The sequence below is a fragment of the Aeromonas sp. FDAARGOS 1419 genome, assembly GCF_019047045.1.
GTDB lineage: Bacteria > Pseudomonadota > Gammaproteobacteria > Enterobacterales > Aeromonadaceae > Aeromonas > Aeromonas veronii.
Genome location: NZ_CP077209.1, coordinates 2,332,082 through 2,353,406, shown reverse-complemented (window position 1 = coordinate 2,353,406; position 21,325 = coordinate 2,332,082). Strand labels below are relative to the sequence as shown.

The window sequence follows — 21,325 nt, the reverse complement described above, 5'->3', positions numbered from 1 at the left end:
CCCTCTCTGTTGCTGGTGAATGTGGCTCAAGAGTTACTTCTGCCGACCGGCAAAGACCACCACCACCTTGTCATCCCCCTTTTCCCGCACGAAGGCGTAAGGGGCATCCGAGAGTTTCTGGTGACTGCCTGCCGCAATGGCCGGATGGGCGGCGCGGAACTGGCCCAGTTGCTGCCAGTGCTTGACCAGCTCAGCCTTGTCTCCGCTGGCCAGCTCCTGCCAGTTCATGTCCGAGCGCAAGCCTTGATCGAACACCCCGCCATCCTTTGCCAGCCCGCGGCCGGACTCGTCGCCATAGTAGAGCTGGATGCCGCCCGGCAGCAGCATAAAGTTGTTGGCGACCCGGCGCTGTAGCGGCACATCCTGATAGTCGCCAAAGAACAGCTTGGTGTCGTGGGAGCTGATGTAGCTCAGCACGTTGAACTCGGGATCCTGATTGATGCGGCTGGCGTAGCTGGCATAGGTGGGCTCGGCGCTGGCCATGCACTGGGCCTGTGACAGGGCGAACTCGCGCTGATAGTCGAAGTTGATCAGGGAATCGAAACCGTTCTGATACCAGAAATCCTTGGCCACCCCGTGATCCCACACCTCGCCCACCATGTAGAAGGGCAGATCGTCGAGGGCCTTGCTCGGGTTCGCAGTCTTCCACTCCTTGAGCGCAGCGGTGCCCGCCTGCTTGAGCTTGGCCCACACTTCGGGCTCCAGATGCTTGACTGTGTCGGCCCTAAAACCGTCGATACCAAAGCGGCGCACCCAGTCGGTGTGCCAGGCGATGAGATAGTCGCTCACGGTAGCGTCGGGCAGCGCCTTGGCGAGGGTATCCTTTTTCGCGGCCAGCAACGGCGGCAGCCCTACCGGTTTGGCCGATTCGGTGAGGAAGTCCGGCAGCCCCGCCACCGAGCCGGTGACATCGTCGGTGCCGGGCTGCGGGTAGCCGGGCAGACCGGCGCGCACCCAGTCACCACTCCACCACTTGTTCCACGCGGGTGATTGATAGTCGATGAACTGGTTGTAGCCATGCCAGTTAAGGCCGCCGCTCGGGCGCCACTGGTTCCAGACGGTCGGCAGTTTGCCGCTGTTCTGGGTCAGTTCGGTGAGCCCCAAATCCTGCAAGTCGGCGAGGGTGGCGTAACCGGCGTGGTTCATCACCACGTCGAGGATGATCCGCATGCCGCGCTTGTGGGCCTCATCCACCAGGGTTTTCAGGCTCTCTTCATCGCCGTAGTTGGGGTCGATTTTGGTGAAGTCGAGCGCCCAGTAGCCGTGGTAGGCGTAGAAAGGAAAATTGCCCTGCTCGCCACCGCCGATAAAGCCGTGTACCTGCTCCACCATGGGGGTGATCCAGATGGCGTTCATGCCGAGGCTCTTGATGTAGTCGAGCTTCTCGGTCAGTCCCTTGAAGTCGCCGCCGTGCCAGGTGGCCACCTCATCCTGTCCATCCTTCTGGCGGCCGAAGCTGTGGTCGTTGGCGGGGTCGCCGTTGTGGAAGCGATCGGTCAGCAGGAAATAGACGCTCGCCTGATCCCAGCTGAACGGTGCTGGCTTGGCTGCCTTGACCGGCTCGAGCAGCAGCAGGCCGCCGCTCTCTTTACTCGGGGTCAGTGTCAGTTTGCCCTGTTTGACCACCGCCTCCTGTTTCGAGTAGGCATCCCGCAGTCGGGTGCCGTCGGGCCAGACCCCTTTGAGCGACACCGTGACCGGGCCGCCATCCCAGCTGATGCAGGGCTCTTGTGGTGGCTGGCGTTTGAACTCGCTCTTCTTGGTTGCCCGCAGCACCTTGAGGCTGGGAGTATCCGGGTTGAAGGTGAACTGATACTCCCCGGCCAGCATTACCCGCAGGGTAAAGCTCTGATCCTTGCTGCATTTGTCCATGGGTTGGGCGGTGCCGAAGGGGAGCGGTCTGCTCTCGCTCGGGCCAAAGCTGGTACCGCAACTGTTACTTGCGTCGCTGATGCGGATCTGGTGGCTCCCCTTGGCAAGGGGATGGGTCAGCTCCACAGTGCCCTTGTCCAGCGAGATCGGGGTCGCCACCGGCTGACCATCCACATAGAGGTGAACCTCGGAGGCGGCCATCGCCTGTTGGGTGAACAGAGGGGCGGCCAGCAGGGCGAGCCAGAGAGGGGATAAGTGATGAGCACGACGCATAAGCCATTCCTTGAGCAGGGCAGTTCGGACAAGGGCCCATTCTAGGAGCAGCAAAGCGCGCCTTGGATCGGCAAAACGCCGATTTGTGACATCAGTTCAAATGGTTACGTTTTCAAGCCGAGGAAAGTGTGACGGAGAGGAGAGGGACGCTCTGTCGATAAAAATAGCGGCCATAAAAAAATGCCGGTCAGGTGACCGGCATTTGGTGTATCAGGCATCGTCGTCACATCAGACGGTGAAGAACTTAAAGTTGACGAAGGCCACCGCGATGAAGGAGGCCACCATGCCGCTAATGCAGAGCACAGCAGGGCGGATGGCTGGCCAGCGATGGGTCAGCAGAATGATGGCCAGCAGGGTCGGATAGAGCCCGAACATATAGCGTGGCATGGCGTTGAGGCCGGTCATCAGCGGAATGGTGCAGCAGATGAACATCAGTGTCGCTTCAGCCCAGCGTTTCTGGCTGAACAGGTAGCCGTTCAGGCACCAGCCGAAGATCACCATGATGGAGAGGTAAGCCTTGCGGCCGCCCAGCTCGAAACCGCTCAGCCACCAGTCCAGCGGGCTGTCCATGTAGCGACCCCAGGCCACCTGAATGTGCTTGAAGGCGAAGGCATCGCCGGTCAGGTGATAGAGGTAGACCATGTAGGCAAACAGGCCAAACGGGATCATCCAGAGGGTGAAGACCACCTTGAAGGCTCGCTCGGTAAAGCGGAAAAATTCCCGCCAGCCGTAGGCCTGCAGCGCCAGGATCAGCACCGGGAAGACCATCATCACCCCCAGGTTGCGGGTGGCGGAGATACAGACCCCCAGCACGGCCACCATCAGCCACTGCTCCCGATAGGCGAACAGGAACATCCCCAGCATCAGCGCCATAAAGGTCGACTCGGTATAGCCGGAGACGAAGTAGGCGGAGAAGGGGGAGAAGGCGAGCAGCCAGACGCCGAAGCGGGCGGTATCGTCCCCCAGCTTGAGCTGACGCAACACCAGCAGCATCAGCGGCAGGCTGGCGAAGAAGGAGAGATTGGTAACAATGATGAGGCCGATCAGGCTCTCGACATTGAACAGGTTGGAGATGGCACCGGAGACCATCGGATAGAGCGGCATAAAGGCCCAGTTGGCCGCATTGCCCTTGCTCAGCCAGCGCGGGTAGAGGTCGTAGCCGTTCTCGATGATGCGCTGGAACCAGACGCAGTCGAACTGACAATATGCCTGTAGCGGGCCAATGTCGGGGGAGCCATAGAGCTGGACTCCGAAGTAGCCCATGCCATACAGCGCCACCCGGCTCAGCATGAAGGCGGCGATGATCATCAGCCAGTCACGGCCGCTGATGCGCAGTGACGGGCGATAGGGGAGTGCGGCCCCGGTTAGCGGGGCAGTATTGGTCATATCATTCATCAGGCAAAAACCCAGACGCGAGAGAGAACGTAAGTGAGGACGGTAACGGTCAGGGTGGCGATGACCACCGGCAGCAGACCGGAGAGCCCCGCAAACAGCAGGCCGCTCAGGATCAGGTTACGCACCGCCAGCGAGAAGAGGGCGACCAGCAGAAACTTGCTGGCGGCTCCCTGCTTCTGGAAGGTGATGTAGCGGTGACCAAAGAAGGAGAACCAGAACGCGATGGCAAAAGCCAGCGTGGTAACCAGGTGCTCCGAGATGGTGGGCCAGGTATGAAACAGTGCGATGGAGGTGCCAAGGTCGACGAGGGTAGCCCCCCCGCCGACAAAACCGAAACGTACCAGCCGCCAGAATTCCTCGCGGGAGATCATTGAGGCGCCTGCTCCTGCTGCTCTTGCGGGTTGCTGTCAGCGCTCTGCGGTTTGCCCGCATCCTGCTTGGCATACTGGCCATAGACCCCTTCAATGAGGTAGACCGGGCGCTGTTTCACTTCCACGAACATGCGGCCGATGTACTCGCCGATGATGCCGAGCGACAGCAGCTGGATACCGCCGAGGAACAGCACTACGGACATCAGGGAGGCGTAACCGGGCACGTCGATGCCGAAGAAGACCACCTGGGTCACGATCTTGAGGATGTAGAGGAAGGCGACGAAGGAGACGCCGACACCCACATAGCTCCAGACCCGGAGCGGCCAGCTGGAGAAGCTGAGCAGACCGTCGAGGGCGAAGTTCCACAGTTTCCAGTAGTTGAATTTGGTTTCACCGGCGTGACGGGCCGGGCGCTCGTAGGGGACGCCAACGGCACGGAAACCGGCCCAGGCAAACAGACCCTTCATGAAACGGTTGCGCTCTGGCAGCAGCTTGATCGCCTCGACCACGCGACGGTCGATCAGGCGGAAGTCACCGGCGTTCTCCGGTAGCTTGGTGCTGGTGGAGAGGGCGTTGAAGAAGCGGTAGAAGCCACCGGCAGTCAGGCGCTTCATCGGGGTATCGGCGCTGCGATCGACGCGGATGCCGTAGACGGTGTCATAGTCACCGGTCTGCCACAGTTTGACGAACTCCAGGATCAGGGCAGGAGGATCTTGCAGATCCACGTCCATCGGCACGATGGCATCCCCTTTGGCCTGATGCAGACCGGCGGTCAAGGCGGCTTCTTTACCGAAGTTGCGTGCCAGGTTGACCAGGGTAACGCGCGGGTCACGGGCGATGGCCTGCTCGACCACTTCACGGGTGCGGTCACGGCTGCCATCGTTGACGAATACAATTTCAAGCTGGTCTTTCAGCGGGGCCAGTTCGTTGTCTATCGCGTTGATGAAGGCATCGATGCTCTCTTCCTCGTTGTAAACGGGAACGACCAGAGAGAGTCGAAAATCTGGATGCGACATAAGAACGTCCTTATTTGGGATAGTTGTTTTTATAAAATGGTATTCGGGGCAAGAATCACTGGGCTACGGTCAAACGTACCGACTGCACATTGATGGGAGTTGGTGCCGAGAGCGCCAGAAAATTGGGGCGCTTGGGATCTGCCGTGAGTGAGTCGCCGGGCAGACTGAGGCGAATTTCGTTGATGCCCGCTTTGGCCAGTTTCACCGTGGTGGTGAAGTCGTGACCCAGCGCCACTTTCAACAGGGCACCGGCTTCCGGGCTGTTGATGCGGGCCTGTACGGTAAGCTGATCCGGATTGGCCGCCTGCTTGGGTAGCACAAAGTAGAGACCGCCCTGACCGCTGAGCAGGGTACCTTCGTCGCTCGGCTTCTTGGCCCAGCCTTCGCTGGATAGAAAGCGGCTTGGCTTGGTCAGATTGAGCTCGTTACCCGGCTGATAGGTCATGCTGGAGTTGTGTTCCCAGAAGCGTGTCTTGCCTTCCAGATAATAGAGTTTGTAGGCCAGGCTCACGTTGGGGTGAGCAGCCAGATAGAGGGTGTAAAGATAAAAACCGCTTAACGCCAGAATGGCAGTCAAAAAACCGAACTTTTTGTACGTCATATCACTCTCTATGCCTGACAGAATGGGTAGGCCGATGTCGCGCATATGCTAATCCAATTGCAAAAAAAGCATAGTGGATCACAAAAAAATATTTGGTCACATATTAACCCCTTTTTACCCCTGTTCCAAACGTTGCTGTTTCCCGGTTAAACAGGTCTGGCGGGGTGCCGGTTGCCAATGGTGCTCCGGCAAGGTATTTGGCAAATAGCAGTGCTTTGCTGCGTCATTTTCTAGCGGATGCGATAGTCATCTGGCTTCTATCGCCATTTTGCAGGGGGCGATTTATGATGACTCACTTATTCGTCAAGGATGACATATGAAGTGGCTCTCTTGCTGTCTGTTGCTTGGATTATGGGCGCCAATGGCATTGGCCAAGGCCCTGTGTCCCGAGCCCATTCAGGTCGGTTACGATAACTGGCCCCCCTACCATTATTACGAAGCCGACTCACCGCAAGAGGTGCGCGGTTATGCCGCCGAGGTGCTGACGGCTGTGCTCACCGCCATGCACTGCAAGGTCCACTATGTGGAGCTGCCCTGGAAGCGGGTACTGCACGAGATGGAGCATGGCGAGATAGACATGGCGATGGAGGCGAATATCAATGATGAGCGCGCTCGTTATGCCTGGTTTTCCGACTCCTACAATCCGGGTCGCACCTTGCTGTGGGTCCGCAAGGGTAGCCACTACCCCGAGCAGGATCTGGCGAGCTGGCTGGCCAGTGGTTACTCCCTCGGTGTCACCAAAGAGTACTTCTATGGTGATGAAGTGATGTCGCTGCTCGCTCGCTATGCCAAACAGGTGAGTGCGGTGAGCGACCAGCAAAATTTTGAGAAGCTGGCCCGCGGGCGGATCGACGGTTTCCTCGGTGACATGCTGGCTACCCCCAGCGCCCTTAACAAGGAGGGGATGAGCGGTCTGTTCACCAGCCACCCCATGGTGGTATCTGAATCGCCAAGCTTCTTTATGTTGGGCAAGCGCAGCTTTTCGCCGCAGTTCTTGCAACAATTTAATCAGGCGTTGGCGCGATTCAAGGAGACAGATGCGTATGACATTATCTGGCAGCGTTATGCCCCCGGGCGCTAGCAAAGTATTGGCCGTTCACGCATCATGAGCGGCCTGAGCATCGGGTCTGCTTGTCAGGCCCGACAGAGTGAACAAACCGTTTTGAGGTACCCATGGGGATGAAGTATTGGCTGGCCCTTGCCAATCTGGTGTGGCTGGGATGTTTGCCCGCTGGTGCGGTACATGCGACCGAAGCACAAGTCGTGGTGGCGGCCAGTGAAACCGGACACGACTGGTATCAGGGCAGTCAGGCCGAACAGGCCCGTGTCGAGCTGGAGCAGCAGTTGCAAGAGGCTGTGCTTGCCCAGCTGCATCCCGATTTTTTCACGCTGTGGAAGCGCCTGCAGGCCACCCCTGCAGACAAGCGTGGTGCCATCTATGACGACATTTTTACCAAGCTGAGCCGTTTCCAGCACGCCTGGCGGGGGATGGATCTGGTCTCGCGCGAGCAGATGAAGACTCTCAAGCTCGATTTGAACCGCCTTGTAGTGACCCAACCCAGCGATGATGACCTGCTCACCCAGGTGAAATCCCTGCGCCCCCAGGTGGCGGAATACGAGGCGGTGCGGGCCAAGGTGCACAAACTGCTGGCGATGCCGATGGCCAGCAAGTGGCCAACCCTCGATATGCCGACCCTGCGTGCCGGAGAGAGCTCCGCCGAGCTCGGCCAAATCCGCGCCATGCTCAACGAGCTGGGCGACAGCGCCCCGAGCCATGGTGATCAGATTTACGATGGTGATACCGAGCAGGCCATCAAGCAGTTCCAGCGTCGTCATGGTCTCACCGCGGACGGCATTATCGGTCGTCAGACCCGCTCCTGGCTCAATACCGGCCCGCAAGTGCGCGCCAGCCTGCTGCTGCGCAACCTGTGGCGTCGTGATCTGGTGGATCAGCTCGCCGGTGGCCGGTACGTGCTGGTCAATATTCCCGACTACCGTCTGAGCGTGGTGGAGTCCGGCAACGAGGTGTTTACCAGCCGGGTCATCGTCGGCAAGGAGCAGCGCGCCACGCCCATTCTGGCCAGCGAAATTCGCTCCATCGTGCTCAATCCCTCCTGGCATGTGCCGCGCTCCATCCTGAGCAAGGACATCCTGCCCAAGCTGGGTCGCGATCCCGCCTACCTGAGTCGCGAGCAGTTCGAGGTGATCGACAGCGAGGGCAATCCGGTCCAGTTCACCGAAGAGGGGTGGCATCAGGCGCTGGCCGCCGGTTTCCCCTATCGCCTGCGGCAAAAGCCGGGTGATCACAATGCCCTGGGGCGCTACAAGTTCTACCTGCCCAACAATGACGCCATCTATCTGCACTCCACTCCGCGCAAGGCGCTGTTCGAACAGGGGGCGCGCGCCTTCAGCTCGGGCTGCATCCGGGTGGAACATGCGGACGATCTGGCCGAACTGTTGCTGGCGGACTCCCGCTATCAGCCGGACAAGGTGGCCAATATCCTCAAGGAGAGCCAGACCAAATGGTTGCCGCTCACCACGCCGATCCCGGTCTTTACTGTCTACTGGAGCAGCTGGCTCGACGAAAATGGTCGCCAGCAATTGCGTAACGATATCTACGGATTTGATCGGGTCAGCTTCCAGAGCCGCCTGCTGTGATCCCTGCCACAGAGTGAAAAGCCCGGCCTGTGCCGGGCTTTTCTATGGGCGATTGAGGTTTGACAGGGCCCCCCGCCGGAGGGTAGTTTCAAGCGCCTGTATCACATTCAATCAGTGATCTAATTCAACTGTTTTCGCTTGAATCTGCGATGGACGAACCCCTTATGCTGGAACAAGAGATAAGTCGACGTCGCCTGTTGCTGGGAGCCGGTTGCCTGCTGGGCAGCTCGCTGATCTCCTTCCCTGCACTGGCCAGCCGCAGTACCACCGGGCGTGAACTCAGTTTCTTCAATCTCAATACCGGCGAGCGGGTGCGCGCCAGCTATTGGGAAAATGGCCACTATCTGAGCGACGGGTTAGCCGAGCTCAACCACATCTTCCGCGATTACCGGCGCAATGAAGTGTTCAACATCGACAAGAAGCTGTTTGATCAGCTGTTCCTGTTGCAGCACAAGCTGGGTCGGCGCAGTGAAATTCAGCTGATCTCCGGCTATCGCGCCCCGGCGACCAATCGTCAGAAGCGCCACAAGAGCCGCGGCGTGGCCAAGCACAGCTACCACACCCTGGGGCAGGCGGTGGATGTGCGGATCCCCGGCGTACAGCTGGCCCATCTGCGCAAGGCGGCGCTCCAGCTCAAGGTGGGTGGGGTCGGTTACTATCCCCGTGATAACTTCGTTCACCTCGATACCGGCCCGGTGCGCAGCTGGTAAAGGGGTTGGCAAGCTGCCAAGCTCTTCCCACCAGAGAGGAGATAGCGATGAAAAAGATAGTGATTGGCGGCCTGATCGCCCTGTTGTTGACCGGTTGCAGCAAGCTCAACCGTGAAAATTACGACCAGTTGAAGATGGGGATGAGTTACGCCGAGGCCAGCACCATTCTGGGCAAGGCGGAGCGTTGTGATGATGCCTTGGGCACTACCAGCTGCCTCTGGGGCGGGGAAGGGAAGAACATCAAGATCCGCTTTATCGCCGATAAGGCGACCTTCTTCAGCTCGGAAGGGATTAACTGAGTCGCAGACCGTCCATGAAAAAAGCGCCGCTCGGGCGCTTTTTTGTTGCTCGCAATCCAACCCGCCTCGCCAGAAGCTGGCGTACTCAGTGGGTCGCGTACTGGTAGTTGAAGGTGGGCAGACCCCACTTGAAGCGTACCGCCAGCAGCCGCAGGACAAAGCCGATCCCGATGGAACCGAACGCGGCCCAGTTGGTCGGCAAGCCCTGATCCAGCGCCAGACAGTAGAGGGCTGCGGTGATCAGCGAAATGGCTGCATAGAGCTCGCGACGAAATACCAGTGGAATGCGCTGGCAGAGCAGATCCCGCAGCACCCCGCCAAAGACCCCGGTCACTACCGCCATGATGCAGGCAATACCGGCGCCGTGGCCCATATCCAGCGCTCGGGCCGCACCAAAGATGGAGAAGACCACCAGCCCCAGGGCATCAAGGGCCATGAACAGCTTGCCGAGATAGCGCATCAGGGGGGCGGAGACCACACCCGCCATCGCGGCGGCGGCAACCAGCAGCACGTATTCCGGATGCTCAATCCAGAGCAGCGGATAGTGGCCGAGCAGCACATCGCGGATGGTGCCACCACCGATGGCCGTCGCCGAGGCGATGATCACCACACCAAACAGATCCATCCGTCGCCGACCCGCGGCCAGCGCGCCGGTCATCCCTTCGGCCACCAGGCCCACCAAGAAGAGTGCATGTAACATGAGATATCCCAGGGAATGAGAAAGGCCAGAATCCTACCAACTCGTGTCATATGGGACAAGCTATCGAATGCATGCATTAATTTAATTCATGCTAAATACGAAAAAGGCACCGTTTCGGGTGCCTTTTTCTAATCAATGTTCAAGAGTTAGCGCCCCAGCTGCTCCTGCCGGTAGTGATCGACCCACATGGCGGTGGCGCCACAGATGGCGACCGGCATGACAAAGAGGTTCACCACCGGAATGGCGGAGAAGAGGGTCACCAAAGCGCCGAAGCTGAGGCACTTGCTGCGGCGTTGCTTCAAGGCATCGCGCATGGTGATGAAGTCGATCTTGTGGTTGTCGAACGGATAATCCACATACTGGATCGCCATCATCCAGGCGCTGAACAGGAACCAGAGCACTGGCGCCAGGGTCTGGCCCACCACAGGGATCAGGAACAGGATCAGGCAGCCAATGGCCTTGGGCAGGTAATACTTCAGCTTGGTCCATTCGCGGCCGAAGGTGCGTGGCACATCCTTGACGATATCCAGCACACCGCTGTCATTGGCGGGCTGGCCGGTGAGGATCTGCTCCACCTTCTCCGCCAGCAGGCCGTTGAAGGGGGCGGCTACCCAGTTGGCAACCGAGCTGAAGATAAAGGAGAAGACCACCAGTATGGTGATGAGGGCGATGGGCCAGAGCAGGTAGTCCAGCCAGTCGAGCCAGGCGGGGATCTGCTGGTGGAGCCAGGCGAACAGGCCGTCCAGTTGTAGCAACAGGGCATAGAAGGCCCCGGCAAACAGCACGAAGTTGACCAGCAGGGGGATCAGCACAAAGGTGCGGATGCCCGGTTGGCGAATGAGGGAAAAACCGCGCAGAAAGTAGTCTGCACCGCTGATTGAATCTTTGACCATATGGGGTGATTGGCTCATGTGAGCTCCATCTATGCATGGGAGAACTGCCAGCATATTACAAACAAGCCTTTGATTTGGTAAAGTCGCCGACTATTCCTTATTTCGTGCCATGGCGACCAAAAATCGGGCATTGAATGGGGATGATGCCTGCATATTACAAACAAAGCCGGGTCTGGATTTGGTAAAATCGCCTGCCCGCCTCCTCTTTATTTAGCCACTGATACAGGTCGCCATGCGTCTGAAACTGATCAAACTCGCCGGCTTCAAGTCGTTCGTCGAGCCGACCCGCATCGAACTGTCGGCAGACATGACCGCCGTGGTGGGCCCCAATGGCTGTGGCAAATCCAACGTCATCGACGCGGTGCGCTGGGTGCTGGGGGAGAGCTCCGCCCGCCATCTTCGCGGCGAGAACATGACCGATGTCATCTTCAACGGCTCAATCAACCGCAGTGCGCACGGGCGCGCCTCGGTGGAGCTGGTGTTCGACAATCCCCACAACCGGGTGCCCGGCGAGTTCGGTCGCTTTACCGAGATTTCGGTGCGCCGCGAAGTGCTGCGCGATGGCTCCAACCACTATCAGATCAACGGCCAGAAGTGCCGCCGCAAGGATGTGACCGACCTCTTCCTCGGCACCGGTCTTGGCCCTCGAAGCTACGCCATCATCGAACAGGGCACCGTCAGCCGACTGGTGGAGTCACGTCCGGCCGATCTCAAGCTCTTTATGGAAGAGGCCGCCGGGGTTTCCCGCTACAAGGAGCGGCGCCGCGAGACCGAGCAGCGCATTCGCCACACTCAGGAGAATCTGGAGCGCCTCGGCGATATTCGCGGCGAGCTGGGCTCGCGCCTCGACCACCTCAAAGCCCAGGCCGAAACGGCCGAGCGCTACAAACAGCTCAAGAGTCGTTCGCGCGCAGCTCGCGCCGAGCTGATTGGCTCCGAGTTGTGGGCGTTGGAGACGCGCCTTGGCGAGGCCAAAACCGAACTGGCGCAGGCCGAGCAGGCGCTGGCGGCGCTCGATGCCAAGCGCACCGCCGATGAGGGGCGCCACGTCACCCTGTCGGTCGCCAGACAAGAGGCGCAAGCCGAGCAGGCGAGCCGTCAGCAACAGATTTTTCTCGGTGGGCAAGCCATCGCCCGCCTCGAACAACAGCAACTGCACCAGAGTGAACTGGGGCGCGACTGGCAGGCCCGTGCAGAGGCGCTGGGCGAGCGGATCGCCACTCGCAAGGCGCAGCTTGCCAGCCAGCAGGATCAACTGACCGAAGGGGTATTGCGCGCCGAGCAGGAGAGTGCCCGGCTGGAGCAGTGTGAGCAGTTGCTCACCGAGCAGCAGGAGGCCCGCCAGCACGCCAGCGAGCAGTTGGAACAGGCCCGCTTGCGCCAGCAGCAGTGGCAGCAACAGTTGGCCGGGTTGCAGGGGCAGCTCAACCAGACCCGTACCCGGTTGGGTGGCCTGCAGGAGCTGCAAGCCAAGACCCGGCTGGCCCGCCTCAAGCTGGAAGATGAACGCGCTGGCCCCCTCGGTACAGAGGCCGACGATCTGCAACCGGACCTCGATGCCCTGAGTGGTGAGCTGGAGCTGACGCGGGCGGCCAATGGCGAGCTGACCGAGCAGCTGGCGCAGGCGGTCGACACCCATGAACAACTCAAGCAGCAGCATGGCCAGCAGTTGAGCCTGCAACGGGAGCTGGAGGCGCGGCTGGCGACCCTGGATCAGATCCTCGGCGAACAGATGGAGGGGGCGACTCTGGCCGACCGGTTGCAGGTTGCCCCCGAATGGGCACAGGCGCTCGATAAAGTGCTGGGTCGCTGGCTCACCGCAACGCCGGCGGACGAGTGCGATCTGATGCAAGAGGGGCTCTGGATTGGCCCGGCGCAACCGGCGGTTGCCGGTACGCTGGCGGCGCAACTGGGTGGTGAGCACATTCCCGCCTTCCTCAATGCCATCTGGCTGGTGGAGAGCCGGGAGGCCGCATTGGCCCGCCAGCCAAGCCTTGCGGCCGGTGAGTCGGTACTGACTCCTGCTGGCGACTGGCTGGGGCCAAACTGGGCAGATTTGGGACAGGGCGCGGCGCTTGGCACCATGGCGTTGCTGGGTGAGCGTGAGCGGTTGCATACCGAGCAGGAGAGGGTTGCCGCGGGGCTGGCACAGCTGAGCGAGCAACTTGTCTCAGCCGATGCCCGGCGCGCCCAGCTTGCCAGTGCGCAGGAGTTGTCGCAGCGAACCTTGCGCGAGCAAGAGCAGAAATGGCAACAACTGCGCGAAGCCTGGAGCCTGCAACAGGGTCAGCGGCAGGAGCGGTTGCAGCGGCTCGGTCAGCTCGGTGAAGAGCTGATCCGGCTAGATCAGGAGCAGGCCGAAGAGGCAGAGCGGCTGGCCAGCGCCCGTGAACAACTGGAACTCGATGAGGCGCGCCTTGCCGAGTTGCAGGAGCAGGGGGAGCCGCTGACACAAGCGCTGCAGGTCGCTCAGGATCAGCTGACCCGCTGCGAGCGGACGGTCGACGAGGCCCGTGTGCGCCGCGAGCAGCAGCAAGCGGCCTGCCAGCGTTTGCAACTGGAGTTGGGCAATCTGCGCCAACTCATTACCCTGGGCGAAGAGGAGTTGGCGAGGCTCGGGCTGGAGCTGGCCGGGCTGAAAGGGCCGGATAGCAAGGCCGTGCCGGATCTGGCGCCCCTGCTGGCTGAGCAGCGCAATCTGGAGGCGCAGCAGCTCGCCTGCCATCAACGGCTTGCGGAGCTGGAGCGCCAGTTGGGTGAGCTGGAACAGGCCAGAAGTGCCGATCACAAGCAGCTGGTGACGTTGCAGGAGAAGCTGGCAACCTTGCGCCTTGAGCGCGAACGCAACCTCACCCGTCGACAAGGCCTGCACGAGCAGTTCGAAGAGTTGGGGGTTCGACTAGTGGATCTCGATCAGGCGGTGCTGATCGCCGCTGATCGCGGCAAGCTGCGGCAGGAGATCCAGACCCTGGAGGCGCAAGTGGAGGCGCTCGGCGCCATCAACCTGGCGGCGCTGGAGGAGTACGAAGAGGCGAAAAAACGGGCAACCTATCTTGAAAATCAGTGCCAGGATCTCGAGCAAGCGCTGGAAACCTTGAGCCAAGCCATTAAAAGAATTGATAAAGAGACACAAATACGGTTCCGGGACACTTTCGATAAGGTCAACGAAGATTTAAAATCCCTGTTTCCAAAAGTGTTCGGTGGGGGCAGTGCCTGGCTTGAGCTCACCTCCGATGATCTTTTGGAGGCCGGAGTGAGCATCATGGCGAGACCTCCGGGTAAGAAGAATGCTACCATTGCCCTGCTTTCCGGGGGGGAGAAGGCGTTAACCGCGCTTGCGCTGGTTTTTGCCATCTTCAGACTCAACCCAGCACCTTTTTGTCTGCTGGATGAGGTGGATGCACCGCTCGATGAAGTGAACGTCGGTCGCTTCTGTTCTCTTGTCAAAGAGATGTCGAGCACAGTACAGTTCGTTTACATCAGTCATAATAAGGTCTCCATGGAGATGGCTGAGCAGCTGGTTGGCGTCACGATGCAAGAGCCCGGGGTTTCTCGCATTGTGTCGGTCGATATCGGTGAAGCCGTCGCTTTGGCTGAGCAAAACTAGAAAGAGAAGCAGCTAATGCAGGAATTGCGTTACATCTTGGTTGCCCTGGGCGGTATTGCTATTGCGGCATTGCTCATTCACGGGTTGTGGAGCAACAAAAAGAATCGTCAGGCACCGATCAAAGAGAAACCGATTGGACGGATGGACTCCAAGTCGCGGGATCGTGATAACGATGCCTTCGACAGCGATGGCATCGGCCAGGTACGCGTGGTCAGTGGTGGTCGTCGTGCCGAGCCCAAGCTGCGCAGTGAAGAGAGCCGCCAGCCGGAACTCGGTCGTCGCCCTGCCGTCCCCGCCTTTGATGATGAAGATGACGAGGACGATCTGCCGCCGCCCGTAGTGCGCAAGCCTGCTGCCCGCCCGGTTCCGCCGCCTCCTGTCTATGAAGAGGAGGAAGCGTTCGACGAACCGCTGCCCGAGGAGATCGACGAGGCGCCCGCCGCGCCGGTGCGCAAACCTGCTCAGGTCAATCGTCGTACCCCGGTCTACCGTTCCCGTCCCCAGCGCGAGCCCATGATGCAGTCGCTGGATGACGAGCCGCTGGTCGAGCCCGCTTACGCGACCGCCCCGACTTTTGGTGCCCGTGCAGAGACAGTCCGTACCGCCGACACCGTTCGTGCCGAGCCGGTGCGTGCTCCCGAGCCGGAATATCAGCCGCAGCCCCGTCATGTGGCTCCCGAGCCTGTTTATGAAGAGCCGGCCTATGTGGCACCTGCACCTGTGGTTGAAGAGCCGCGCATGGCGCCCCAGCCGGTCGAGAAGATCTGGCAGGATGTCTATGTCATCAACCTGATGGGCCGTCCGGGTCACGACTTGCAAGGTGCAACCCTGCTCTCATCCCTGATGGCGCTGGGCTTCAAGTTTGGCGAGATGGATATTTTCCACCGTCACGAAGATCCCAACGGCAAGGGTGAAGTGCTCTTCTCCATGATCAACATGGTCAAGCCAGGCACCTTCAATCCGTACCGGATGGAACAGTTCACCACGCCGGGTGTCTCCCTGTTCATGCAACTGCCGCTGCGCAGCAATGCCGCGTTTGCCTTCGAGGATATGCTGCAGGCTGCCGATCAGCTGGCCAGCGATCTCGATGCCATGCTGACAGATATGGATCGCAGCCCGCTGAGCGACGAGACCATTGCCCGTTACCGTCACGAGCTGGCTGCCTACGAGGCCAGTCGCGACTAATACGCCATGCGGGTCGAGTGAAGAAAAAGTGCGGTACCCTGGTACCGCATTTTTGTTTCTACCCCGGCCGTATGTTCAATCACACTTCGAGACTTTTTCATGAGCGACACCCTCTCCCGCCACCGTCAATTGTGTGAACTGCTTACCGAATATGGTCACCAGTACTATGTGCTGGATGACCCTACAGTGCCGGATGCCGAATACGATCGCCTGATGCGCGAACTGATTGCGCTGGAGGCCGAGAATCCCGAGCTGAAAACACCGGCGTCACCCAGCGTGCGGGTCGGCGGTCAGCCGCTGACCGCCTTCAAACAGGTGCGTCACGAGATCCCCATGCTGAGTCTGGACAACGTCTTTAGCAGCGAAGAGTTGCAGGCGTTCGAACAACGGATGAGCGATCGCCTCAAGCGTGAAGTGCGTTTCACCTTCTGCTGCGAGCCCAAGCTCGATGGCCTGGCGGTGAGCCTGCTCTATGTAAATGGTCAGCTGGTGCAGGCTGCGACCCGGGGCGATGGCGCTACCGGTGAGGAGATCACCGAGAACGTGCGTACCATCAAGACCATTCCGCTCGCATTGCGGGGCTCTGGTTGGCCCGAGCGGTTGGAAGTGCGTGGTGAAGTCTTTATGCCCAAAGCCGGTTTCGAGGCGATGAACGCCAAGGCGCTGGCCGCAGGCGAGAAGGTGTTCGTCAACCCGCGTAACGCCGCCGCCGGCAGTCTGCGTCAGCTCGATTCACGTATCACTGCCAGCCGTCCCCTGAGCTTTTACGCCTACGGCGTCGGTGTCGGCGGCGAGCAGCTCGGTGGCTCTCACTTCGGTCGTCTCAATCAGCTCAAAGAGTGGGGGTTGCCACTTAGTCCCGAGGTGAAACTCAAAGAGGGGGCCGCCGGTTGTCAGTCGTTCCACGACGACATTCTGGCCCGCCGTGGTGAGCTCCCTTACGAGATCGACGGCGTGGTCTACAAGGTGGATGCCATCGCCCTGCAGGATGAGCTCGGCTTTGTGGCCCGCGCCCCGCGCTGGGCGACCGCCCACAAGTTTCCAGCGCAGGAGGAGATGACTCTGCTTGAGAACGTCGAGTTCCAGGTCGGCCGCACCGGCGCCGTGACCCCGGTAGCCAAGCTCAAGCCGGTGTTTGTCGGCGGCGTGACTGTCTCCAACGCCACCTTGCACAACGCCGACGAGATTGAGCGCCTTGGCGTCATGATTGGCGATACCGTGATCGTGCGCCGGGCAGGGGATGTGATCCCGCAGATCGTCGCCGTGGTGGAGGCGCAGCGCCCAAGCGATGCCCGCGCGATCCTCTTCCCGACCGAGTGTCCTGTCTGTGGTTCTGCGGTGGAGCGGCTGGAAGGGGAATCGGTTGCCCGCTGCTCCGGCGGCCTGTTCTGCGAGGCGCAGCGCAAGGAGGCGATCAAGCACTTCGCCGCCCGTCGCGCCATGGATGTGGACGGCCTTGGCGACAAGATTGTCGAGCAGCTGGTGGACAAGGGGCTGGTGAAGACCCCCGCCGATCTCTTCAGCCTCAATGCCATCCAGCTGGCCGGTCTTGAGCGGATGGGGCAAAAATCGGCCCTCAATCTGGTAGCCGCCATCGATGCGGCGCGCAGCACCACCCTGCCGCGTTTCCTGTTTGCTCTGGGGATCCGCGAAGTGGGGGAGGCGACTGCGCTCAACCTTGCCAACCACTTCCTCACCCTGGATGCCCTGCGCGCGGCCTCGGTGGAGCAACTGCTCGAAGTGGCTGACGTGGGCGATGTGGTGGCCAAGCATGTCTACTACTTCTTGCGTCAGCCCCACAACGTGGAGGTGCTGGAGGCCTTGCTGGCTGCCGGCATCCAGTGGCCGGCCATCGAGAAGAAAGAGGCCGCGGAGCAACCCTTTGCCGGCAAGACCTTCGTGCTGACCGGCACCCTGACCACCCTGTCGCGCAACGACGCCAAGGCTGCATTGCAGACGCTGGGGGCCAAGGTGGCGGGTTCGGTATCTGCCAAGACCGATGTGCTGGTCGCGGGGGAAGCTGCCGGTTCCAAGCTGATCAAGGCGCAGGAGCTCGGCATTACCATTTGGACCGAAGAGGAGCTGCAACAGGCGTTGCAGGGCTGATAGCCCTCACCAAGCCTGCTAACCGCAACACCCGATAAAAGAGAACCCGGCATGGCCGGGTTCTCTTTTTTGTTTCGGCGGTTACTCACGCCAGAGGATCTTGTGGCGCCATTTGTCGGGCACGGTGAGCTGCCAGCGGGCCAGCTCGCTCTTGCTGAAGACATATTCGCCGCGCAGGGCCGCGCGCGGGGAGATGGTACGGGGCAGCGTGCCCGCCAGTATGGTGTTGATGAGGCTGGCTGCCTGTATCCCCTGATCGTGGCCGTCCAGCACCAGTCCGCCGATGGCCATCCCCTTGCCGACGGTAAATTCCCAGAAACAGAAGAGCGGCACCGGCGTGTTGGCACTGGTCCACTCCAACACCGTCTTTTCGCTCACATGCTTGCCATTGTCATCGACCAGCGTGTGGTAGAGGCCGAGGAAGATTGCCTGATAGCCGTTCTTTTTGGCGTTGAGCACCGCCTCTTGCCAGAGGCTGTAATCCCCCATCAGCTGGCTGTTGACCCGGGTCTGGCCGACCCGCAGCTCGGTCTGGGTCTTGAATTCATCCTCGATGGCGGTGAGGGCCACATTGCTGGAATCAAACAGTACCAGCGCCTTGTCGAGCCCTCCCATCATCTGGCTTATTTCGCTGATGTTGCGCTTGAGCAGGGGACGCTCCAGCACGCCGGTGATCTTGGGGTGGCCGACAAAGCCCTTGAGGCGGGGGTTCTCGTTCATGCCGAGAAAGACCACTGGAGTGCCCAGCGAGGCGATCTCGTTGGCCAGATAGTTGATGGCATTGTCATCCCCCAGTACTACCAGATCCGGTTTGCTCTTCAGATAAAAGGCGATGGCTTGCTGGGCGATCTCGTCGAACTTCTCCCGTGGATGGCGTTTGGTGTCCATATAGAAGTGGGTGATCTTGTGCTCCCCCTGCAAGCCATCGAGCAGCCCTTTGTTGTAGCTTTGGTCCCACAGGTATTCGGGATGGTAGCTGCTGATCACCAGAATGTTGGCGGCCCAGAGCGGCAGAGAGAGGGTGGATAACAGTAGCAACAGCAGAGAGGTGCGCATGGGTTGTCCCTTGTCGAGGGGGAGAGAGTTCTTGTTCAGTATGGGCGGTTTTGGTTGGCGCTGTCATCTCGAAACCTGTGCGGCGGGGGGCGATTTTTTCGGGTGGGTGGATCGGACGCCAGCCCGCACCCTGCTTGAGGTTGGATTTGAACGGGGCTCTTTTGGGTTGGTCGTGAACTGTCCCGCTCGCTGAAAAACCTGTTCTGGATCAAGAAATGAGGCTGCGCTTTGGTGCCTAATAGACACCACATATAGGGACGCATTCGTTTTTAATCCCTATATGTTGTGTTATTAAGCTGTGTATAAGCTGTTCCCCTCCTATCTTCAGCCCAGGCTTGTCAAGCCTCGGCTGAATTTATTTGCGTCCAGGACGAGATGCCGAGAGGGGGGCCCAACAAGGGTGAGCCAGAGGCAAATGCCTGGCCTTTTAACGGGGAAAATTCATGAAACCGGTTGTGATCAAACGTGACGGATGTCGCGCACCATTCAATGCCCAGCTGATTGCAGAGGCGGTCAGCCGTGCGGCGGAAGCGGTCAATCAGGCCAATCCGGCTCTCGCCTCCCGCATTGCCAATGCGGTGAGTCAGGAGCTGGAAGGGCGTGGTGAAGTTGATATCCACGAGATCCAGAACCGGGTCGAAAACCACCTGATGGCTTCCGACGACAAGGCCATCGCCCGTGCCTATATCGAATATCGCCACGACAGGGATCAGGCTCGCGAGGCGCGCGGCCGTCTGGCGCAGGAAATCCGCGGTCTGGTCGAGCAGACCAACGCCGCCCTGCTCAACGAGAATGCCAACAAAGACTCCAAGGTGATCCCGACCCAGCGCGACCTGCTGGCCGGTATCGTCGCCAAGCACTATGCCACCAGCCACATGCTGCCCCGTGATGTGGTTCAGGCTCATGAGAGCGGTGATCTGCACTTCCACGATCTCGACTACTCGCCTTTCTTCCCGATGTTCAACTGCATGTTGATCGATCTGAAAGGGATGCTGACCCACGGCTTCAAGATGGGCAATGCGGAGATCGATACCCCGAAATCCATCAGCACCGCCACGGCGGTGACCGCCCAGATCATCGCCCAGGTGGCGAGCCATATCTATGGCGGCACCACCATCAACCGCATCGACGAAGTGCTGGCCCCCTATGTGACCATCAGCTGGCAGAAACACCGTGAAGTGGCCGAAGAGTGGGGCATTGCCGATGTGGAAGCCTATGCCATGGCCCGCACCGAAAAAGAGTGCTATGACGCCTTCCAGTCGCTGGAGTACGAGGTCAACACTCTGCACACCGCCAACGGTCAGACGCCGTTCGTCACCTTCGGCTTTGGCTTGGGGGACAGCTGGGAGTCGCGGATGATCCAGCGTGCCATCCTCAGCAACCGTATCGCTGGTCTTGGCAAGAACAAGAAGACCGCTGTGTTCCCGAAACTGGTGTTCGCCATCAAGGATGGCCTTAACCACAAGCAGGGCGATCCCAACTACGACATCAAGCAGCTGGCGCTGGAGTGTGCCTCCAAGCGGATGTATCCGGACATCCTCAACTACGACCAGGTCGTGAAAGTGACCGGCTCCTTCAAGACCCCCATGGGTTGCCGCTCCTTCCTCGGTGCCTACGAGGAGAATGGCGAGCTGATCCACGAAGGTCGCAACAACCTGGGTGTGGTGAGCCTCAACCTGCCGCGCATTGCCCTGAAATCCCGTGATGAAGCGGACTTCTGGGATCGTCTCGATGCCTCCCTGCGGGTCGCCAAGAAGGCTTTGATGTACCGCATCACCCGTCTGGACGGGGTGAAAGCACGGGTTGCTCCGATCCTCTATATGGAAGGGGCTTGCGGCGTGCGCCTGAAGGCGGACGACAACGTCAGCGAGATCTTCAAGAACGGTCGTGCCTCCATTTCCCTCGGTTATATCGGGGTTCACGAGACCATCAACGCCCTGTTTGGTGACAAGGTGCACCTGTTTGACAGCGCCGAACTGCAACAGAAGGCTATCGCCATCATCGCCCGCCTCAAGGCGGCCATCGATGAGTGGAAAGAGGAGACTGGCTACGGTTTCAGCCTCTACTCCACCCCGAGCGAGAACCTCTGCACCCGTTTCTGCCGCATCGATGCCAAGGAGTTTGGCGTGGTATCCGGCGTGACTGACAAGGGCTACTACACCAACAGCTTCCACCTTGATGTGGAGAAGCAGGTCAACCCGTACGACAAGCTGGACTTCGAGGCGCCCTATCCGCCCATCGCCAGCGGCGGCTTCATCTGCTACGGCGAGTACCCCAACATCCAGCACAATCTGGAAGCGCTCGAAAACGTCTGGGATTACAGCTATGACAAGGTGCCCTACTACGGTACCAACACTCCCATCGACGAGTGCTACGACTGCGGCTTTACCGGCGAGTTCGAGTGTACCTCCAAGGGCTTCACCTGCCCGCGCTGCGGCAACCACGACCCGGCCAAAGTGTCGGTGACCCGCCGTGTCTGCGGCTACCTCGGCAGCCCCGATGCGCGCCCCTTCAATGCGGGCAAGCAGGAAGAAGTAAAGCGCCGCGTCAAACATATGTAAGCGCACAGGCGATGAAGAGCTG

The 21,325-nt window shown here is 60.0% G+C and carries 16 protein-coding genes; 8 read left to right on the top strand and 8 right to left on the bottom strand.

Features of this window, described 5'->3' with window-relative positions; translation table 11 throughout:
- Positions 1–33 precede the first annotated feature (33 nt).
- The 5 genes from I6L49_RS10440 to I6L49_RS10420 form a co-directional block, all read right to left on the bottom strand.
- Entirely contained in the window at positions 34–2,145 is a 2,112-nt protein-coding gene (locus I6L49_RS10440; RefSeq protein ID WP_216949490.1) for an alpha-amylase, read from the bottom strand.
- A 228-nt stretch (positions 2,146–2,373) separates the two neighbouring features.
- Positions 2,374–3,540, bottom strand: a complete 1,167-nt coding sequence (locus tag I6L49_RS10435) for a hypothetical protein (protein ID WP_040066657.1) — start codon at positions 3,538–3,540, stop codon at positions 2,374–2,376.
- Positions 3,540–3,911, bottom strand: coding sequence for a GtrA family protein (locus tag I6L49_RS10430; RefSeq protein ID WP_005338463.1), 372 nt, complete (start codon positions 3,909–3,911; stop codon positions 3,540–3,542). Before I6L49_RS10430 ends, I6L49_RS10435 begins: the two co-directional genes overlap by 1 nt.
- The gene (locus I6L49_RS10425; RefSeq protein WP_040066661.1) at positions 3,908–4,927 is read right to left on the bottom strand and encodes a glycosyltransferase family 2 protein; all 1,020 of its coding nucleotides are present in this window, start codon (positions 4,925–4,927) and stop codon (positions 3,908–3,910) included. Before I6L49_RS10425 ends, I6L49_RS10430 begins: the two co-directional genes overlap by 4 nt.
- Before the next feature lie 55 nt (positions 4,928–4,982).
- Positions 4,983–5,528: a hypothetical protein gene (locus I6L49_RS10420; protein ID WP_041202288.1), complete on the bottom strand. Its 546-nt coding sequence runs from the start codon at positions 5,526–5,528 to the stop codon at positions 4,983–4,985.
- Between the two features lie 316 nt (positions 5,529–5,844).
- On the opposite strand from I6L49_RS10420, the gene I6L49_RS10415 reads away from it, so the two are divergent.
- The 4 genes from I6L49_RS10415 to I6L49_RS10400 all read left to right on the top strand — a co-directional run bounded on the left by I6L49_RS10415 (position 5,845) and on the right by I6L49_RS10400 (position 9,195).
- On the top strand, positions 5,845–6,609 hold the full coding sequence (locus I6L49_RS10415) for an ABC transporter substrate-binding protein (protein ID WP_216949489.1): 765 nt from the start codon (positions 5,845–5,847) through the stop codon (positions 6,607–6,609).
- A gap of 92 nt (positions 6,610–6,701) precedes the next feature.
- The gene (locus tag I6L49_RS10410) at positions 6,702–8,186 is read left to right on the top strand and encodes a murein L,D-transpeptidase (protein ID WP_216949488.1); all 1,485 of its coding nucleotides are present in this window, start codon (positions 6,702–6,704) and stop codon (positions 8,184–8,186) included.
- 164 nt (positions 8,187–8,350) lie between these two features.
- Positions 8,351–8,896, top strand: a complete 546-nt coding sequence (locus I6L49_RS10405; protein ID WP_005338458.1) for a DUF882 domain-containing protein — start codon at positions 8,351–8,353, stop codon at positions 8,894–8,896.
- Positions 8,897–8,943: 47 nt separating this feature from the next.
- Positions 8,944–9,195 (top strand): hypothetical protein, encoded by a 252-nt coding sequence (locus I6L49_RS10400; protein WP_005338457.1) that lies wholly within the window; start codon positions 8,944–8,946, stop codon positions 9,193–9,195.
- An 85-nt stretch (positions 9,196–9,280) separates the two neighbouring features.
- Here I6L49_RS10400 and I6L49_RS10395 read toward each other — a convergent pair whose 3' ends face one another.
- Both I6L49_RS10395 and cysZ read right to left on the bottom strand, forming a co-directional pair.
- Positions 9,281–9,895, bottom strand: coding sequence for a trimeric intracellular cation channel family protein (locus I6L49_RS10395; protein WP_005338456.1), 615 nt, complete (start codon positions 9,893–9,895; stop codon positions 9,281–9,283).
- Between the two features lie 146 nt (positions 9,896–10,041).
- On the bottom strand, positions 10,042–10,806 hold the full coding sequence (cysZ, locus tag I6L49_RS10390; RefSeq protein WP_216949487.1) for a sulfate transporter CysZ: 765 nt from the start codon (positions 10,804–10,806) through the stop codon (positions 10,042–10,044).
- A 214-nt stretch (positions 10,807–11,020) separates the two neighbouring features.
- On the opposite strand from cysZ, the gene I6L49_RS10385 reads away from it, so the two are divergent.
- From I6L49_RS10385 to ligA, 3 genes are all read left to right on the top strand, one after another.
- The gene (locus I6L49_RS10385; RefSeq protein ID WP_216949486.1) at positions 11,021–14,395 is read left to right on the top strand and encodes an AAA family ATPase; all 3,375 of its coding nucleotides are present in this window, start codon (positions 11,021–11,023) and stop codon (positions 14,393–14,395) included.
- A 15-nt stretch (positions 14,396–14,410) separates the two neighbouring features.
- Positions 14,411–15,580 carry a cell division protein ZipA gene (zipA, locus tag I6L49_RS10380; protein ID WP_040066671.1) on the top strand — a complete coding sequence of 390 codons (1,170 nt, stop codon included), beginning with the start codon at positions 14,411–14,413 and terminating at the stop codon, positions 15,578–15,580.
- Between the two features lie 99 nt (positions 15,581–15,679).
- The gene (gene ligA, locus I6L49_RS10375; protein WP_216949485.1) at positions 15,680–17,686 is read left to right on the top strand and encodes an NAD-dependent DNA ligase LigA; all 2,007 of its coding nucleotides are present in this window, start codon (positions 15,680–15,682) and stop codon (positions 17,684–17,686) included.
- An 81-nt stretch (positions 17,687–17,767) separates the two neighbouring features.
- Here the strand turns inward: ligA and I6L49_RS10370 are convergent, their stop codons facing one another.
- Complete coding sequence (locus I6L49_RS10370; protein WP_106842422.1) at positions 17,768–18,742, bottom strand: ABC transporter substrate-binding protein; 975 nt, start codon at positions 18,740–18,742, stop codon at positions 17,768–17,770.
- 443 nt (positions 18,743–19,185) lie between these two features.
- On the opposite strand from I6L49_RS10370, the gene nrdD reads away from it, so the two are divergent.
- Positions 19,186–21,303 carry an anaerobic ribonucleoside-triphosphate reductase gene (gene nrdD, locus I6L49_RS10365; protein WP_040066676.1) on the top strand — a complete coding sequence of 706 codons (2,118 nt, stop codon included), beginning with the start codon at positions 19,186–19,188 and terminating at the stop codon, positions 21,301–21,303.
- The last annotated feature ends 22 nt before the right edge of the window (positions 21,304–21,325 follow it).

What these genes read in the sequence shown, in the direction of transcription:
- I6L49_RS10440 (WP_216949490.1), bottom strand. Translation starts at nt 2,145, where the DNA reads ATGCGTCGTGCTCATCACTTATCCCCTCTCTGGCTCGCCCTGCTGGCC.
- I6L49_RS10435 (WP_040066657.1), bottom strand. Translation starts at nt 3,540, where the DNA reads ATGAATGATATGACCAATACTGCCCCGCTAACCGGGGCCGCACTCCCC.
- I6L49_RS10430 (WP_005338463.1), bottom strand. Translation starts at nt 3,911, where the DNA reads ATGATCTCCCGCGAGGAATTCTGGCGGCTGGTACGTTTCGGTTTTGTC.
- I6L49_RS10425 (WP_040066661.1), bottom strand. Translation starts at nt 4,927, where the DNA reads ATGTCGCATCCAGATTTTCGACTCTCTCTGGTCGTTCCCGTTTACAAC.
- I6L49_RS10420 (WP_041202288.1), bottom strand. Translation starts at nt 5,528, where the DNA reads ATGACGTACAAAAAGTTCGGTTTTTTGACTGCCATTCTGGCGTTAAGC.
- I6L49_RS10415 (WP_216949489.1), top strand. Translation starts at nt 5,845, where the DNA reads ATGAAGTGGCTCTCTTGCTGTCTGTTGCTTGGATTATGGGCGCCAATG.
- I6L49_RS10410 (WP_216949488.1), top strand. Translation starts at nt 6,702, where the DNA reads ATGGGGATGAAGTATTGGCTGGCCCTTGCCAATCTGGTGTGGCTGGGA.
- I6L49_RS10405 (WP_005338458.1), top strand. Translation starts at nt 8,351, where the DNA reads ATGCTGGAACAAGAGATAAGTCGACGTCGCCTGTTGCTGGGAGCCGGT.
- I6L49_RS10400 (WP_005338457.1), top strand. Translation starts at nt 8,944, where the DNA reads ATGAAAAAGATAGTGATTGGCGGCCTGATCGCCCTGTTGTTGACCGGT.
- I6L49_RS10395 (WP_005338456.1), bottom strand. Translation starts at nt 9,895, where the DNA reads ATGTTACATGCACTCTTCTTGGTGGGCCTGGTGGCCGAAGGGATGACC.
- cysZ (WP_216949487.1), bottom strand. Translation starts at nt 10,806, where the DNA reads ATGAGCCAATCACCCCATATGGTCAAAGATTCAATCAGCGGTGCAGAC.
- I6L49_RS10385 (WP_216949486.1), top strand. Translation starts at nt 11,021, where the DNA reads ATGCGTCTGAAACTGATCAAACTCGCCGGCTTCAAGTCGTTCGTCGAG.
- zipA (WP_040066671.1), top strand. Translation starts at nt 14,411, where the DNA reads ATGCAGGAATTGCGTTACATCTTGGTTGCCCTGGGCGGTATTGCTATT.
- ligA (WP_216949485.1), top strand. Translation starts at nt 15,680, where the DNA reads ATGAGCGACACCCTCTCCCGCCACCGTCAATTGTGTGAACTGCTTACC.
- I6L49_RS10370 (WP_106842422.1), bottom strand. Translation starts at nt 18,742, where the DNA reads ATGCGCACCTCTCTGCTGTTGCTACTGTTATCCACCCTCTCTCTGCCG.
- nrdD (WP_040066676.1), top strand. Translation starts at nt 19,186, where the DNA reads ATGAAACCGGTTGTGATCAAACGTGACGGATGTCGCGCACCATTCAAT.